General features: G+C 72.0%; 13 protein-coding genes. 9 read left to right on the top strand and 4 right to left on the bottom strand.

Annotated features, from left to right (window positions below):
• Positions 1–18 precede the first annotated feature (18 nt).
• The gene (locus ACIP4P_RS33400) at positions 19–591 is read left to right on the top strand and encodes a hypothetical protein (RefSeq protein WP_400924894.1); all 573 of its coding nucleotides are present in this window, start codon (positions 19–21) and stop codon (positions 589–591) included.
• 12 nt (positions 592–603) lie between these two features.
• On the opposite strand, the gene ACIP4P_RS33395 is transcribed toward ACIP4P_RS33400, so the two are convergent.
• Positions 604–1,530: a hypothetical protein gene (locus ACIP4P_RS33395; protein WP_400924944.1), complete on the bottom strand. Its 927-nt coding sequence runs from the start codon at positions 1,528–1,530 to the stop codon at positions 604–606.
• A gap of 268 nt (positions 1,531–1,798) precedes the next feature.
• Here ACIP4P_RS33395 and ACIP4P_RS33390 point away from each other — a divergent pair, with 268 nt between their 5' ends.
• The 3 genes from ACIP4P_RS33390 to ACIP4P_RS33380 all read left to right on the top strand — a co-directional run bounded on the left by ACIP4P_RS33390 (position 1,799) and on the right by ACIP4P_RS33380 (position 4,310).
• Complete coding sequence (locus ACIP4P_RS33390; protein ID WP_400924892.1) at positions 1,799–2,488, top strand: papain-like cysteine protease family protein; 690 nt, start codon at positions 1,799–1,801, stop codon at positions 2,486–2,488.
• A gap of 8 nt (positions 2,489–2,496) precedes the next feature.
• Positions 2,497–3,420, top strand: a complete 924-nt coding sequence (locus ACIP4P_RS33385; RefSeq protein WP_400924890.1) for a hypothetical protein — start codon at positions 2,497–2,499, stop codon at positions 3,418–3,420.
• A gap of 299 nt (positions 3,421–3,719) precedes the next feature.
• Positions 3,720–4,310 carry a hypothetical protein gene (locus tag ACIP4P_RS33380; protein WP_400924888.1) on the top strand — a complete coding sequence of 197 codons (591 nt, stop codon included), beginning with the start codon at positions 3,720–3,722 and terminating at the stop codon, positions 4,308–4,310.
• On the opposite strand, the gene ACIP4P_RS33375 is transcribed toward ACIP4P_RS33380, so the two are convergent.
• Complete coding sequence (locus ACIP4P_RS33375) at positions 4,281–4,973, bottom strand: hemolysin III family protein (RefSeq protein WP_400924886.1); 693 nt, start codon at positions 4,971–4,973, stop codon at positions 4,281–4,283. The genes ACIP4P_RS33380 and ACIP4P_RS33375 overlap by 30 nt on opposite strands.
• A gap of 285 nt (positions 4,974–5,258) precedes the next feature.
• On the opposite strand from ACIP4P_RS33375, the gene ACIP4P_RS33370 reads away from it, so the two are divergent.
• A complete protein-coding gene (locus tag ACIP4P_RS33370; protein ID WP_400924884.1) occupies positions 5,259–7,088 on the top strand; it encodes a phosphoenolpyruvate carboxykinase (GTP) in 1,830 nt (609 codons plus the stop codon).
• 182 nt (positions 7,089–7,270) lie between these two features.
• Here ACIP4P_RS33370 and ACIP4P_RS33365 read toward each other — a convergent pair whose 3' ends face one another.
• On the bottom strand, positions 7,271–8,485 hold the full coding sequence (locus tag ACIP4P_RS33365; protein WP_350515063.1) for a pyridoxal phosphate-dependent aminotransferase: 1,215 nt from the start codon (positions 8,483–8,485) through the stop codon (positions 7,271–7,273).
• 270 nt (positions 8,486–8,755) lie between these two features.
• On the opposite strand from ACIP4P_RS33365, the gene ACIP4P_RS33360 reads away from it, so the two are divergent.
• A complete protein-coding gene (locus ACIP4P_RS33360) occupies positions 8,756–9,475 on the top strand; it encodes a prepilin peptidase (RefSeq protein WP_400924882.1) in 720 nt (239 codons plus the stop codon).
• A 164-nt stretch (positions 9,476–9,639) separates the two neighbouring features.
• On the opposite strand, the gene ACIP4P_RS33355 is transcribed toward ACIP4P_RS33360, so the two are convergent.
• Positions 9,640–11,250, bottom strand: coding sequence for a chitinase (locus ACIP4P_RS33355; RefSeq protein ID WP_400924880.1), 1,611 nt, complete (start codon positions 11,248–11,250; stop codon positions 9,640–9,642).
• A 374-nt stretch (positions 11,251–11,624) separates the two neighbouring features.
• Between ACIP4P_RS33355 and ACIP4P_RS33350 the strand changes: the two genes are divergently transcribed.
• From ACIP4P_RS33350 to ACIP4P_RS33340, 3 genes are all read left to right on the top strand, one after another.
• The gene (locus ACIP4P_RS33350) at positions 11,625–12,419 is read left to right on the top strand and encodes an isoprenyl transferase (protein ID WP_350515066.1); all 795 of its coding nucleotides are present in this window, start codon (positions 11,625–11,627) and stop codon (positions 12,417–12,419) included.
• A 242-nt stretch (positions 12,420–12,661) separates the two neighbouring features.
• Positions 12,662–13,996, top strand: a complete 1,335-nt coding sequence (locus ACIP4P_RS33345) for a PhoH family protein (RefSeq protein ID WP_350515067.1) — start codon at positions 12,662–12,664, stop codon at positions 13,994–13,996.
• A 448-nt stretch (positions 13,997–14,444) separates the two neighbouring features.
• Positions 14,445–15,185 carry a transglycosylase SLT domain-containing protein gene (locus ACIP4P_RS33340; protein WP_350515068.1) on the top strand — a complete coding sequence of 247 codons (741 nt, stop codon included), beginning with the start codon at positions 14,445–14,447 and terminating at the stop codon, positions 15,183–15,185.
• The last annotated feature ends 367 nt before the right edge of the window (positions 15,186–15,552 follow it).

The raw sequence follows: 15,552 nt of genomic DNA, 5'->3' as shown, positions 1-15,552 counted from the left end.
GGCTGTTCCGTGGCAGCGGTGGTCGTGCTGGCCACGGCGGCGGGTCTGTTCCACCAGGGGTACGGTCCGATGGCCCTGATGGACCGGAACTCCACGCGGAGCGCGCGTGAGGCGAAGGGGCAGCTCGACGACACCCTGCAGGCGGCGATGGGCGCGATCAGCCCGTCGCTGAGCTACTTCGGCGGGGTCTACGTGGTCGAACGCGCTCCGGAGCACGCCGATGGCGAGCCGAGCCTGCGCTCCAGCGTCACGGCTTCGGTCTCCGTCCGGACGAAGGTGACCCCCGCGAAGGTGCCGGTGCTGCTGGACCGGGTGAAGCAGCTCTGGGGTGGGGGGTGCCGACCGGAGGGAACCACGGAAGACGGCGCGAAACGCTACACGGACCTGAACTGCTCCGGACGCGGGGACGCCCTGTTCACGCTGTCGGTCGTCAGTTCCACGGACGACTCGACCGTGCGGGTGCTCATGAGCGCGGAGGCGTTCGAGGTGCGCTACCAGCCCGCAGGGCACTACGGCGTCTCCCCGGTCGGCCCGCGGCTGACCGGCCACGAGCCCGCCCCCGATGTCGACGATCCGTACTGGTCGCACTGACCGCCCCACGCCTCACTCCCAGTCCCACCGGATCCCCAGGATGCACGGTCGTAGGGCCGTCGCCACCAGGTGTACGCAGTGGTGGCCGTCGAGGGTCAACTCCTCGGTCTCGTAGGGGGCTTCGCCCGGGGAGTGGAGGGCGAAGCGGTGGCAGCGGACCGGGAGGGCGGTGGGGTGGAAGGTGATCTGGAGGACGTACTGGCCGGCGCCGGAGTTGAAGCCGCGGACGTATTCGCAGCTGGGTTCGGGCGAGGGGGCGTCGTCGAAGCCGTAGCCGAGGAGGTGGGTGTCGCCCGCGCGGAGGCGGCGGTCGAGGAGGAGTTCGGCGGCGAGCAGGTGGTGGGTGTGGTCGCGGCGGATGCGGCCGGGGCGGCAGTTCTCCTCGGCGCGGACGCCGACGCGGGTGATGTCGCTGCCGGGGTCGCCCTGGTAGAGGGCGAGGTAGCGGTCGATGCCGTCGCGGTGGGCGCGGAGTGCGTGTTGGGAGTCGCGGCGGGTGAGTTGGCGGTCGGGGCCGATCCGGATGCGTTCGATGTGGGTGATGGTGTGCAGGCCGGTGTCGCGCGGGCCGGCGAGGGTGGCGAGGAGGTCGTCGACGGCGGTGGGCGGGGAGATCAGGTCGCGGTAGGGGCGGACGGGTGGCCCGGGGGTGGTGGCGGTGCGCCGGGGGCCGAGCAGTCGGGTGAGGGAGTGTTCGGGGAGTTCGAGGACGTCTTCGAGGGCGGCGACGGCGCGCAGTGATTCGGGGCGTTCGGGGCGGCGTCGGCCCTGTTGCCAGTAACTGAGGCTGGTGAGGCCGACGTTGACGCCGCGCAGGGCGAGGTGGCGGCGGACGCGGTGCAGGGCGAGGCCGCGGGCGGTGATGGCGGTGCGCAGGGCGAGGTGGAAGGGGCCGGTGCGCAGGGCGGCGGCGAGGTCGGCTGGGTCGCTTCGGTGGATGGCGGCCTCCTGGCTGGTACCGGTCGGTCGCGGACCGGGTTTTGACCGTGAATATTCACATCCGCACGGCGGTTTGTCACCGGTCCGGGCAGCTCGCGCGGTGGTTTCCGGGGTGCCGTTCACATTCACGCCGTCGCGTTCACACCGTGTTCCGGCCCGTTCCGGCGCCGTTGACCAGCCTTCGTCAACGGCGCGATGCTCGGGGCGCGATCCGGACCGCGTCCCCCACACGGCACCTCGCTCCACTCGTGCAAGGAGGCATTCCCCCATGCCAGTTCCACGGATACGGACCCGGGCGCGAACCGCGCCCGGGGTCCGGCTGCGCCGCGCGGTCTCCCTGCTGGCCCTCGGCGTGCTGGGCCCGGCGCTGACCGCCGCGACGGCCACCCCGGCGCTCGCCGACCCGGCCGGCGTCCAGGGGCGACCCGCCCAGGTCCGCCCGGCGGCCGCGCCCGGCAGCACGGCCGACCTGGCCGGCACGTTCAAGAAGCTCAACATCACCATGCAGCAGCAACAGCAGACCAACTGGTGCTGGGCGGCGAGCGGGAACACCATCGCCACCTGGTTCGGCTACAACTACAGCCAGAACCAGTTCTGCAACGCCGCGTTCGGCCGCTCGGTCGACTCCAACTGCCCGAACAGCCAGGCCTCGCTGGCCGATGTGCAGAACGGGCTGAGCTGGGTGGGCATCACCCCCGGCTCGTACGTCACCGGCTACCTTCGCTACAGCACCGTGCAGTCCGAGGTGGACGCCAACCGGCCGGTGGAGACGCGCATCCAGTGGAGTTCGGGCGGCGGGCACATGCACGTCCTGTACGGCTACGACACCGGCAACAACTGGGTCTACTGGGGCGACCCGTGGCCGTCCAACTACCGCTACAACTGGGCGGACTACTGGTACTACGTGAACAACGACACGTTCTCCTGGACCCACTCCCTGTACCGGATCGGCGCGTGAGGACGACCATGACCGAGCTCAGCAAGGCCCGTCGGGCCGCCGTCACCGTCCTGCTCGCCGCCGGCCTCGGACTGGGGCTCGCCCCGGTCGCCCAGGCCGACGCCCGCGCCGACGCCCAGGCCGCGCCGGGTGCCCCGGTACCGGTGCCCGCCGGTGAACTGGCCCAGGCCCGCAGCGCGGTCCAGGACCCGTCGGTGCTCGACAAGGTGGGCCACTTCTTCGCCCGCAAGGGCGTCCCGCCGACCCAGCAGCTGACCATCGGCGCCGCCGAGGAGGCGAAGGCGGCCGGTGACGCGGCGCCCCGGCTGGCCGGGGACACCGTGCCGGTCTACACCCTGGACGCCGGTTTCGTGGCCGGCACCCCGGGTGCACCGGTGGCGAAGGCCGAGTTCACGGCGAGCAAGGTGGTCGCGGCGGACGGGCAGACCGCCTCGGTCTGGACGGTCCGCCAGGGTGACGCCTGGCGGGTGGTGAACATCGCCTCCGGCGGCGACGAGAGCGACTACGCGGCGAAGGCGGCGGACGGCGGCGGCGGTACGGCCTTCCGGGAGCCGCAGGTCAACGCCTGGTACGTGCTGCGGGACGGCCGGGTGCTGCCGCTGGACGACGAGGCCCGGCGCTCGGTGGGCGCGGGCGGGGTGTCGCTGGCCGCGTACCAGAAGCTGGTGCACCAGCGGTACGGGGACAAGCTGCCCGGCTCGGCGTACGACCGGGCGGGCAAGGGCGGCGGGTACGACGTGAACGCCGCCGGGGAAGCCGGGGAAGCCGGGCAAGCCGGGAACGCCGGGAACGCCACGGTGACCACGGTGACCACGGCGGCCGGGTCGGACGGAGGCTCGACGCTGCCGGCCGTGACGGCGGCCGCGGCGCTCGGGGCCACCGCGCTGGTCGGCGCGGGGGCGGTGCTGCGGCGCAGGCGGAGCGCCGACTGACGGACGGAGCACCACGAAGGGGCCCGGCTCACCAGAGCCGGGCCCCTTCGGCGTCCGGGGCGCCCCGATAGGGCCGACCGAGCGATCACGCTCCGTGATGTGTCCTGGAAGTGCGGCTTCCGCACGAGGAATTGACGCAACGTTGATCTGTCGTTCGCCGCCCCGGGGCGGTGACGGGTGACTGACGGTAGATAGCATGTGGCAATCGGTCAGTGCTGACCGGACGCGTGCCGAGAGCGGAGAAGGGGTGGGGCGGCAGGAGCCGACCACGAGCCCGGCGCCGGGAAAGGGGAGCCGAAGTGGCCGACAGTGACGACAGGCAGGCGATGGCCCAGATGTGGGGCGCGGTCGTGGTGGTGGGGTCCGCGCTGGCCGTGGTCGCGGCCTATCTGATCAAGGGTGCGCCGCTGGTCCTCGCGGTCGCCGGGATCGAGACGCTGCTGCTCATGGTGTACGTCGGCCGGCGGTGGCGGGCGATGCACCGGCAGGCCTCCCCGGCCGGGCACCGGTCCCGGCGGGGCATCCCGGACGCCGCCCACTGCGAGCGCTGCCGCCGGGCCCGCGAGGCGCTGGACGCCCGGCAGGCGCGCGGGCGGGGCGGGTCGGCCGCCCGGGCGGTGCGTCCGGAGATCGAGTCGGAGCTGCCGGAGGCGTTGGAGCCGCTGGAGTCGGCCGACGCGCTGCACTTCCCGGATGCCCGGCCGTCGGCACGGTCGGCGCAGTCGGCCTCGGACGGTGCCGAGCACCCGTCCCTCCCGCACCGCCCGCAGGGCCGGGCCGGGTACGAGCGGCCCTGGACGGCGGAACGGGCGACCGCCCGGTCCGCGGACCGGACGACCGCCCGTCGGGGTGCGCCGGGTTCAGCCGGCCGCGCTGTACGCCACCAGTGAGACGCCGACGTACTGCACGATGAAGGCGCCGAGGGTGAAGGCGTGGAACACCTCGTGGAAGCCGAACCAGCGCGGTGAGGGGTTGGGCCGCTTGAGCCCGTACACCACGCCGCCGATGCTGTAGAGCACCCCGCCGACGATCATCAGCACCAGGACGGCCACCCCGCCGGTGCGCAGGAAGTCCGGCAGGAAGAACGCGGCGGCCCAGCCCAGCGCGATGTACACGGGGGTGTAGAGCCAGCGCGGCGCGCCGACCCAGAACACCCGGAAGGCTATGCCGGCCAGGGCTCCGCCCCAGGCGACCCAGAGCAGGATCTGCTGGTCGGCGCCCTTGAGCAGCAGCATCGTGAACGGCGTGTAGGTGCCGGCGATGATCAGGAAGATGTTCGCGTGGTCCAGCCGGCGCAGCACGGCGTCCCCGCGCGGGCCCCAGGTGAAGCGGTGGTACACCGCGCTGACGCCGAACAGCAGCCAGGCGCTGACCGAGTAGATCGCGCAGGCGATCTTGGCCGGCGTGGAGTCGGCCAGGCAGATCAGCACGATCCCGGCGGCGACGGTGGCGGGGAACATCCCGGCGTGCAGCCAGCCGCGCCACTTCGGCTTGTCCTCCCGGTGTCCGGCCGGGCCCTCCCCAGTGCTCTCCGCGAGCGCAGCAGCAGTCATGGGCAGCATGCTACCCGTTACCTACGGAACCGTAGGTTACTAGCGCGTAATGAAGTGGCGCTCATCACTCTTAGACGTTTTGGAGCAATTGGAGTGTGGCGCCGCGCACTCCGGCTCCGGCGCGGGCGTCTGGTTACCGATCAGTAATCGTACTTACTGTAGTAAAAGATGCGTCAATTTCGCCGCAGTGCCGCGTTGGGGGCTCAGACCCGGAGCTACGCTGCAAGCACCCTCAGACCCCCGCAACGCCATCTCCCCGCCGGGATGGCGTGAAACGGAGCGATCGTGTCGTACGAGATCTCTGCTCTCAGCGCATCCGCGCCCACCCGCCACAAGCAGCTGCTCGCTTGGGTGAGCGAGATCGCCGAGCTCACCCAGCCGGCCCGCATCGAGTGGTGCAACGGTTCCGACGAGGAGTACCAGCGCCTCGCGGACCTGCTGGTGGCTCAGGGCACCTTCAGGAAGCTGAACGAGGAGAAGCGCCCCAACTCCTACTACGCCGCCTCGGACCCCTCGGACGTGGCGCGCGTCGAGGACCGCACCTTCATCTGCTCCGAGCAGGAGAAGGACGCCGGCCCGACCAACCACTGGAAGGCCCCCGCCGAGATGCGGGAGATCTTCCGTGGCGAGCAGGGCCTGTTCCGCGGCTCGATGAAGGGCCGCACGATGTACGTCGTGCCCTTCTCGATGGGCCCGGTCGGCTCCCCGCTGGCCGCGTACGGCGTCGAGATCACCGACTCCGCCTACGTCGCGGTGTCGATGCGCGTGATGACCCGGATGGGCCAGGCCGTGCTCGACCAGCTCGGCGAGGACGGGGAGTTCGTCAAGGCCGTGCACACCGTCGGTGCCCCGCTGGCCGACGGCCAGGCGGACGTGCCGTGGCCGTGCAACAGCACCAAGTACATCTCGCACTTCCCGGAGACCAAGGAGATCTGGTCCTTCGGCTCGGGCTACGGCGGCAACGCCCTGCTCGGCAAGAAGTGCTACGCGCTGCGCATCGCCTCGACCATGGCCCGCGACGAGGGCTGGCTCGCCGAGCACATGCTGATCCTGAAGCTCACCCCGCCGTCCGGCGAGGTCAAGTACGTCGCGGCGGCCTTCCCGTCGGCCTGCGGCAAGACCAACCTGGCCATGCTCCAGCCGACGATCCCGGGCTGGAAGGTCGAGACCATCGGCGACGACATCGCCTGGATGCGGTTCAACAAGGAGGACGGCCGCCTCTACGCGATCAACCCCGAGGCCGGCTTCTTCGGCGTCGCCCCCGGCACCGGCGTGGACACCAACGCCAACGCCATCGACACCCTCTGGGGCAACACCGTCTTCACCAACGTCGCCCTCACCGACGACGGCGACGTGTGGTGGGAGGGCCTCACCGAGGAGCCCCCGGCGCACCTGACCGACTGGCGCGGCAACGACTGGACCCCCGAGTCCGGCACCCCGGCCGCCCACCCGAACGCCCGCTTCGCCGTCCCGGCCGCGCAGTGCCCGACCATCGCCCCCGAGTGGGAGGACCAGGCGGGCGTGCCGATCTCGGCGATCCTGTTCGGCGGCCGCCGGGCCACCGCCGTCCCGCTGGTCACCGAGTCCTTCGACTGGCAGCACGGCGTCTTCCTGGGCGCCAACATCGCCTCCGAGAAGACCGCCGCCGCCGAGGGCACGGTGGGCGAGCTGCGCCGCGACCCGTTCGCGATGCTGCCGTTCTGCGGCTACAACATGGGCGACTACTTCGCCCACTGGCTGAAGGTCGGCGCCGAGGCGGACGCCGCCAAGCTGCCGAAGATCTACTACGTCAACTGGTTCCGCAAGAACGCCGAGGGCAGCTTCGTCTGGCCCGGCTACGGCGAGAACAGCCGCGTGCTCAAGTGGATCGTCGAGCGCCTGGAGGGCACCGCCGAGGGCGTCGAGACCCCGATCGGCGTCCTGCCGAAGGTCGACGGCTTCGACCTGGGTGACCTGAAGCTGTCCGAGGAGGACCTCGCCCTGCTCTTCACCGTGGACGCCGACATCTGGCGCCAGGAGGCCGCGCTGGTGCCGGCCCACCTGGAGCTGTTCGGCGACCACACCCCGAAGGAGCTGTGGGACGAGTACCGGAGCCTCGTCGCGCGCCTCGGCTGAGCCTGAGCCTCAGTCGAGCGAGAGGTCGGCGCGCCGCACGAACGGCGCGCCGACCGAGTGACAGGACGGCCGGAGTTCCGCCGGGCGGTCTTTCCCCGACCAAGGAGACCGCCCGGGCCGGGACTCCGGCCGTAGTGCTTTCCCCTGGCCCCTCGCCGGGTGTTCCCCCTCCGGTGAGGTGGTCAGGGCTGGGTGTAGCCGCTGAGGAAGTCGCCGATCCTGGTCACCGCGTCGGTGATCTCCTCCGGCCGGGGCAGCGTGACCAGCCGGAAGTGGTCCGGCTCGGGCCAGTTGAAGCCGGTGCCCTGGACCAGCAGGATCCGCTGGGAGCGCAGCAGGTCCAGCACCATCTGGGCGTCGTCCTTGATCTTGTAGACCTTCGGGTCCAGCCGGGGGAAGGCGTACAGCGCGCCCTTCGGCTTGACGCAGCTCACCCCGGGGATCTGGTTCAGCAGCTCGTACGCCGCGTCCCGGGAGGCCAGCAGCCGGCCGCCGGGCAGTACCAGGTCCTTGATCGACTGCCGTCCGCCGAGCGCGGCGGCCACCGCGTGCTGGGCGGGCATGTTGGCGCACAGTCGCATCGAGGCGAGCACGGTCAGGCCCTCGACGTAGCTGCGGGCGCGCTGGCGGTCGCCGGAGAGCACCATCCAGCCGGAGCGGAAACCGGCGACCCGGTAGGACTTGGACAGTCCGTTGAAGGTGACGCAGAAGAGGTCCGGGGCCAGGGTGGCCAGCGGGACGTGCTCGGCGTCGTCGTAGAGGATCTTGTCGTAGATCTCGTCCGCGTAGACCACGAGTTGGTGCCGGCGGGCGATCTCTGCGATGCCCTCCAGCACCTCGCGCGGGTAGACCGCGCCGGTCGGGTTGTTCGGGTTGATCACCACGATCGCCCTGGTCCGGTCGGTCACCTTGGACTCGATGTCGGCGAGGTCCGGGTACCACTCGGCCTGCTCGTCGCAGCGGTAGTGCACCGCGGTGCCGCCGGCCAGTGAGACCGAGGCGGTCCACAGCGGGTAGTCCGGCGCCGGGACGAGCACCTCGTCGCCGTCGTCCAGCAGCGCGGTCATGGCGAGCTGGATCAGCTCGGAGACGCCGTTGCCGAGGAAGACGTCGTCGACGGAGAGCCCGTGCAGCCCGCGGTCCTCGTAGTGCATCACCACCGCGCGGCGGGCCGAGAGCAGGCCCTTGGAGTCGCCGTACCCGTGCGCGTTCGAGAGGTTGCGGAGGATGTCCTGGAGGATCTCCGGGGGCGCCTCGAAGCCGAAGACGGCCGGGTTGCCGGTGTTGAGCTTGAGGATGCGGTGGCCCTGTTCCTCCAGCCGCATCGCCTCGTCGAGCACCGGGCCGCGGATGTCGTAGCAGACGTTGGCGAGCTTGCTGGACTGGATGACCTGCATGCCTGCCTACTTTAGGGGCACCTCGGGGCCCCGCGCGGGGAGTCCGGGAGGGTGGCTCGCCGGGCCCGGACGGGCCTCCTTGGATCGACAGGCGGGGGCGTCGAACCGCCTTCCAAACCGCTGGCCGAATGTCCGGAATGCTCACGTATGCGAGGAAGGCCGCCGAATCCTGGGATGGAATCCCGCCCCGAACGAGACGGACGGCACACCGTCCGTCCGGACGGGACGGGAAGATGGGGCCCGGTGCGTCGACGAGGAGGGGGTGCGCCGGTGGTGGTCGTGATGGTGACCGGGGCGGTGCTGGTCGGGCTCCTGCTGGCTCCGCTGCTGCGCGGACTGATCGCCCGCTTCGCCGTGCCCGAGGGCGAACCCCGGTGCGGGGCCTGCCCGTTGTGCGGCCGGGCGGTCGGGCTGCTGCTGCCGCCGAGCGGTCGCTGCCCGGGCTGCCGGGGGCGGCTGGGCGCGGGCGCGGGAACGGTGGAGGCGGTCACGGCGGCGGTCGCGGTCGGGGTCGCGTACGCGGCGGACGGGGCGGCGGTGGCGGCGCTCGCCTGGGCCGGCGCGCTCGGCGTGGCGCTCGGCTTCACCGACGTCCGGGTGCGCCGGCTGCCGTACCGGCTGACCGGGCCGCTGCTGGCGGGGGTGGCCGTGCTGCTGACGGTGGCGGCGCTGGCCGAGGGGCGCCCGGGCGTGCTGCTGCGCTGCCTGCTGGTCGCGCTGGCGGTCGGGGCGCTGCTCGAAGTCGCCGTCCAGGTCGGGGCCCTGGGGCCCGGCGACTCCCCGCTCGGGTTCGTCCTGGGCGGGCTGCTCGGCTGGTACGGCTGGTGGGTCGCGATCGGCGGGCTGGTCGCCGCGGTGGTGCTGGCCGGGCTGTGGGGCACCCTGCGGGCGCTCGCCCTGCTGGTCCGCCGCCGCCCGTGGCGGGGGCTCGACGTTCCGGTCGGCCCGTTCCTGCTGCTCGGCGCCCTCACGGCGGTGCTGGCCCGCTGACGCGCAAGGGCCGGTTGGCGTGCAAGGGCCCGCTGATACGCAAGGCCCGCTGACGCGGAAGGGGCCCGCCGTACCGGTTCCGGTACGACGGGCCCCGCCGTCGGCGCGCGAGCCCCACCCTCAAGGAGCGGCGCGCCGCAGGGAGTTGCGGCTCAGGAGGAGTGCTACGGCATCTTGTGGACGAACGGGCCGACCGCGTTGGAGAACGCGTTGCCGTTGTTGGCATCCCAGTTGGTGGACCAGGTCATCGCGCCGCGGATGGTGGGCCACTTGGCCGGCGGCACGAAGCTGCCGCAGTTGTTGCCGGTGGCCAGGCAGTTGAGCGCGTTGTTCACCACCGAGGGGTCGACGTAGCCGCCGCCCGCCGCCTTGCCGGAGGCCGGGACGCCGATGCCGACCTGGTCGGGCCGCAGGCCGCCCTGGATGTGGGTGCAGACCTGGGAGGTGATGAAGTCGATCGTGCCCTGGTTGTAGACCTTGCCGTCGCAGCCGTTCATGCCACCCGAGTTGTAGAACTGGGTGTTGACGACGGTCAGGATGTCCTTGGTGTTCAGCGCCAGCTGGAAGTAGGCGCCGGCGGTGCTGTACATCCCGATCGTCTCGGGGGCCATGGTGAGCACGAAGCCGGGGCCGACCTTGGCCTGCAGGGCGTGCAGCGCGTCGCCGAGCGGGCCGGCCTGGACGCCGTTCTCCAGGTCGACGTCGATGCCGTCGAAGCCGTAGTCCTTGATGATCGAGTAGGCGCTGTTGGCGAAGTTCGCCCCGGCGGTGCCGTCGCCGACGCTGATCGCGCCGTTCTGGCCGCCGATGGAGAGGACGACCTTCTTGCCGGCCGCCTGCTTGGCCTTGATGTCCGCGCGGAACTGGGCGTCGGTGTAGCCGCCGAGCGCCTTGGACAGGCCCGGGTCCAGGGTGAAGCTGATCGCGCCGGTCTGGGTCGGGACGGCGTCGGCGAAGGAGACCGCGATGATGTCGTACGCGTTCTGGACGTCGCTCAGGCGCTGCGGGGTGGAGCCGTTGTCGAAGTTCTGCCAGTAGCCGGTGAGCGCGTGCGCGGGCAGCCCGGTGGCCGGCGGGGTGGTGCCGGTCGGCGTCGGGGTCGGGGTGGCCGTGGGGGTCGGGGTGGAGGTCGGCGTCTGGGTGGGCGTCGCCGTGGGGGTGACCGTCGGGGACGGGCTGGCCGTGGCCGTCGGCGTCGGGGTGGAGCTGGGGGTGGCCGTCGGCGAGGGCGTGGAGCCGCCGCCGCCCGGGCCGACCAGCGCGACGTCGTCGGCGAGGTAGGCGCTCTGCCCGTACCAGCCGTGCAGGTAGACCGTGACGCTGGTGGTGTTGGCCCCGGTGGTGAAGGTGCTGGACAGCTGGTTCCAGCTGCTCTGGTTCGACCAGCTGGACGGGTCGGTGCCGCCGGTGCCGCGCGCGCCGAGGTAGACGTACGGGCCCTGCACCCAGGCGCTCAGCGAGTAGCTGGTGTTGGGCAGCACGCTGACGGTCTGGGTGCACTCGGCGGTGTCGCCCGCACCCGGGGTGGCCTGCAGCGCGCCGCTGCCGGAGTGCGCCGGCGAGGACACCGCGGCCGCGCCGCCGGTGCAGGACCAGCCGCTCAGGCCGGACTCGAAACCGCCGTTGGTGACCAGGTTGCCGTCCGCCGCGCTGGCGCCGCCGGCGAAGAGGGCGAGGCCGCCGCCGGCCAGGGCGAGGGCGGTGGCACCGGCCGCGAGGGCCGGGAGGGGGCTGCGCCGGCGCCGGTGCGCGGGCTGGTTCGGCGTACGGGCCATGGGGTGACGCTCCTGGGGAAGGAGCGGCCGCCGCGGTGGGGGGCGCGGCGGCCGCGTGTGGGGGAGGGGTCCGCAGGTGACTCACGGGGCGGTTCGGGTTTCGTTCCGCCCCGGGTCAAAAGCTGGACTAGACCATTGCCGGCCGTCAAGCATCGGTGGACCGGTTTACGGCTCCCTTAAGGAACCGGAGACCGTTCCGTGTCCACGACAGGAGCCCCGCCCCGGAGGTCCGGACACGCCCGTCGGGACAGACTTCGTACAGGACCGTGACCAGACCGCTACCTGCTGCTTTACCCAGTACCCGCACGCGGGAGTAGGCTGCGCCGGGGCGGTGCCGCACCAGCCCGAACGAGCACGGAGGGGCCGGGAAAAGCATGGGTCTGCGCGATGTCGCCGAACGGACGCCGGGGCTCCGCACCCTGCTGGGCGGGATGTACGGGCTCTACGGCCGCCGGGTCGAGGTCCACCTCGCGCGCACCCCGCACCACATCGGCGTGATCCTGGACGGCAACCGCCGCTGGGCCAAGGCCGCCGGCGGCTCCACCGCGTACGGCCACCAGCGCGGCGCCGACAAGATCAGCGAGTTCCTCGGCTGGTGCGACGAGACCCACGTCAAGGTCGTCACCCTGTGGATGCTCTCCACCGACAACCTGGACCGCCCGGCCGACGAGCTGGTCCCGCTGCTCGGCATCATCGAGGACGCCGTCACCGGCCTGGCCGCCGCCCGCCGCTGGCGGGTCAACCCGGTCGGCGCGCTGGACCTGCTCCCGCAGCACACCGCCGACGTGCTCAAGCGCGCCGCCGACGAGACCGCCGGGATCGACGGCATCACCGTCAACGTCGCGGTCGGCTACGGCGGCCGGCACGAGATCGCCGACGCCGTCCGCTCGCTGCTCCAGGAGCACGCCGGGCGCGGCACCGCGATCGAGGAACTGGCCGAGATCCTGACCGTCGAACACATCTCCGAGCACCTCTACACCCGCAACCAGCCCGACCCGGACCTCATCATCCGCACCTCGGGCGAGCAGCGGCTGTCCGGATTCCTGCTCTGGCAGAGCGCCCACAGCGAGTTCTACTTCTGCGAGGCGTACTGGCCGGCCTTCCGCAAGGTCGACTTCCTCCGCGCGCTGCGCGCCTTCGAACAGCGGAACCGGCGGCTCGGCCTCTGACCCGGGGCGCCCGTCCGGGCATCCCGGGTGGCGCATCCGGGTGGAATGACCGCCGTTGGGATGGCCTACCCGGGCCCCGCGCGAGGCCAAACGTTCACCGGCAATGATCCGTCAGTTCGCCGGGGGCGCGAATGCACCGCCCCCCGCCTGGGAATACTCCAGTCAGTCCGGTCCCGAGGCCACCGGGGCAGCGGGGGCCGGCATGCCGCGGATGACGCAGGGTCATCCGCTCTGGAGGCCTAGTGGTCAGTTCCAAGAGCCGCCGGACACCAGACCGGCGCACGTACGTTCTCGACACCAGCGTGCTGCTGGCGGACCCGCTCGCCATGACGCGCTTCGAGGAGCACGAGGTCGTCCTCCCGGTGGTGGTCGTCACCGAGCTGGAGGCCAAGCGCCACCATCCCGAGCTGGGCTACTTCGCCCGCCAGGCGCTGCGCCTGCTCGACGACTACCGGATCCGGCACGGCCGGCTCGACGAGCCGATCCCGGTCGGCGAGCTGGGCGGCACGATCCGGGTCGAGCTCAACCACTCGGACGTCTCGATACTGCCGGTCGGCTACCGGGCGGGCGGCGGCGAGGCGGACACCCGGATCCTGGCGGTCGCCCGCAACCTGCAGGCCGAGGGGTACGACGTCACCGTCGTCTCCAAGGACCTCCCGCTGCGGATCAAGGCCAGCTCGGTGGGCCTGCTCGCCGAGGAGTACCGGGCCGAGCTGGCGATCACCTCCGGCTGGACGGGGATGTCCGAGCTGCACGTCGCGGCGGACCAGGTGGACGCGCTGTTCGCGGCCGGCCACGACGCCGCGGTGGACGTCGAGGGGGTCGAGGAGCTGCCGGTGCACACCGGACTGGTGCTCACCTCGGAGCGCGGCCGGGCACTCGGCCGGGTGACCGGCGACGGGCGGGTCCGGCTGGTGCGCGGTGAGCGCGAGGCGTTCGGGCTGCGCGGTCGCAGTGCCGAACAGCGGGTGGCGCTGGACCTGCTGCTCGACCCGGAGATCGGCATCGTCTCGATGGGCGGTCGGGCCGGCACCGGCAAGTCGGCGCTGGCGCTGTGCGCGGGACTGGAAGCGGTGCTGGAGCGGAGGCAGCACCGCAAGGTGATGGTCTTCCGGCCGCTGTACGCGGTCGGCGGCCAGGAGCTCGGCTACCTGCCGGGCTCCGAGGCGGAGAAGATGGGCCCCTGGGCGCAGGCGGTCTTCGACACCCTCTCGGCGGTCACCACCCCGGACGTGATCGAGGAGGTCATCGCCCGCGGGATGCTGGAGGTCCTGCCGCTGACCCACATCCGGGGGCGCTCGCTGCACGACGCCTTCGTGATCGTGGACGAGGCGCAGTCGCTGGAGCGCAACGTCCTGCTGACGGTGCTGTCCCGGATCGGCCAGGGCTCGCGGGTGGTGCTCACCCACGACGTGGCGCAGCGGGACAACCTCAGGGTCGGCCGGTACGACGGCGTGGTGGCGGTGGTGGAGAAGTTGAAGGGGCACCCGCTCTTCGCCCACATCACCCTCACCCGCTCGGAGCGTTCGCCGATCGCGGCGCTGGTCACGGAGATGCTGGAGGACATCAACCCGTGAACTGCCCCTGATCGGGGCATAGTCGGACAATAGGGTCAACTCGCGGCGCGGGGCCTGCTCCTGACGGGGCAGGCCCCGTCCCTTTCATCACATCGAGTGCTTTCTGTCCGGAGAACTCCCGCACGGTGAATGTGACATGCGCCACGCAGGCGGGAATTGCGTCGACAGTGCCCGGTGCGGCATGGTGAGGGTTCTGTCAGGCCCCGCGTACGGCGCGGCAGGGCTTCCGGACTCCGGGAGTCCGGCCCCGGAAGGTCCGCCAACTCCGGTCGGTGGACGCACAATTGAAGACCGAGAGCCGTACGCCGCCCGATTCCAACGCCCGGTCGCCTCAACCGACCGGACGCCGGGTCAGCACCTCCCGTGACCAGAGCACCTACGGAGGTCCGTGCCAAGGGGCATGTTGCGTCCGCACGGTCACGCGTGGGCGATGCTGGAAGGAAACCATGTGACTCGGATCTCGGTCCGGGGAGTTGCTGTGGCCTCCGCCACCGCCGTCACCGCTGTCGGTGCCGTCGTGGGTATGGCCTCGGGCAGCGAGGGCAAGACCACGCAGACGGTCGACGTCGCCGGCGCGACCCTGCTCGCCGAAGTCCCCTCAGGCGCCCAGGCACAGACCGCCAGTGACAACATCGGACAGCAGGCATCCGCCCAGCAGGCTTCCGCCGACGCGGCCGCCAAGGCCGCCGCCGAGCAGAAGGCCGCCGAGGAGGCCGCGCGCCAGAAGGCCGCCGCGGACGCCCAGGCCAAGGCCGACGCCCAGGCGAAGGCCGACGCGGACAAGGCCGCCAAGGCCGCCGCCGACCAGCGCGCCGCCGCCGACGCCGCCGCCAACCGCTCCAAGGCGCGTTCGGCGATGTCCGCGGTCGACAACAGCGCGCCGCCGGTCTCGGTCAGCCCCGGCTCCGTCCAGGACATGGCCCGGCAGATCGTCGGCAACGACGCCCAGTTCCAGTGCTTCAGCCAGATCGTGAAGCGCGAGAGCGGCTGGGACTACACCGCGACCAACAGCGGTTCCGGTGCTTACGGCCTGGTCCAGGCGCTGCCCGGTTCCAAGATGGCCTCGGCCGGTGCCGACTGGCGCACCAACCCGGCGACCCAGATCAAGTGGGGTGTCGGCTACATGAACAGCCGCTACGGCAGCCCCTGCGGTGCCTGGTCGTTCTGGCAGGCCCACAGCTGGTACTAGGAGGGACCGCCGCCCCCGGGCAGCGAACCCTTCCGCACGGCCCCCGGCCGCTCGTCCCGTTCGACGGGCGGCCGGGGGCCGTGGCGTTCTCCGGCGGGCGCCGGAGGAGGGCGGGCCGCGCCGCCCGGGCTGCGCTGACCAGTGCGCCCGCGGGCGGTGCGGTCCTGGGTGCGGACGCGGGGCGCGGGAAGGGGTCCTGGATGCTTCCCGCACCGGCCGGTCCGCCGGCGGTTGGTCCGACGGGGACGAGTGGTTCCGCAGGAACGACTCGTCGTCCCGTTCGGACTCCTCCCCAGCGAAACCTGGGCGAAACCATCGTGAATCCGGCGATTTGTCCCACTTTGTGGAAAGAACCCGTCGAGTCGAA

Source organism: Kitasatospora sp. NPDC089509 (assembly GCF_044749365.1).
Lineage (GTDB): Bacteria > Actinomycetota > Actinomycetes > Streptomycetales > Streptomycetaceae > Kitasatospora.
This window is presented reverse-complemented; position numbering and strand designations above follow the sequence as displayed.

Bases quoted from the DNA above. Each gene is read 5' to 3' on its own strand.
- ACIP4P_RS33385 (WP_400924890.1), top strand. From the start codon at position 2,497: ATGACCGAGCTCAGCAAGGCCCGTCGGGCCGCCGTCACCGTCCTGCTC.
- ACIP4P_RS33390 (WP_400924892.1), top strand. From the start codon at position 1,799: ATGCCAGTTCCACGGATACGGACCCGGGCGCGAACCGCGCCCGGGGTC.
- ACIP4P_RS33375 (WP_400924886.1), bottom strand. From the start codon at position 4,973: ATGACTGCTGCTGCGCTCGCGGAGAGCACTGGGGAGGGCCCGGCCGGA.
- ACIP4P_RS33350 (WP_350515066.1), top strand. From the start codon at position 11,625: ATGGGTCTGCGCGATGTCGCCGAACGGACGCCGGGGCTCCGCACCCTG.
- ACIP4P_RS33355 (WP_400924880.1), bottom strand. From the start codon at position 11,250: ATGGCCCGTACGCCGAACCAGCCCGCGCACCGGCGCCGGCGCAGCCCC.
- ACIP4P_RS33365 (WP_350515063.1), bottom strand. From the start codon at position 8,485: ATGCAGGTCATCCAGTCCAGCAAGCTCGCCAACGTCTGCTACGACATC.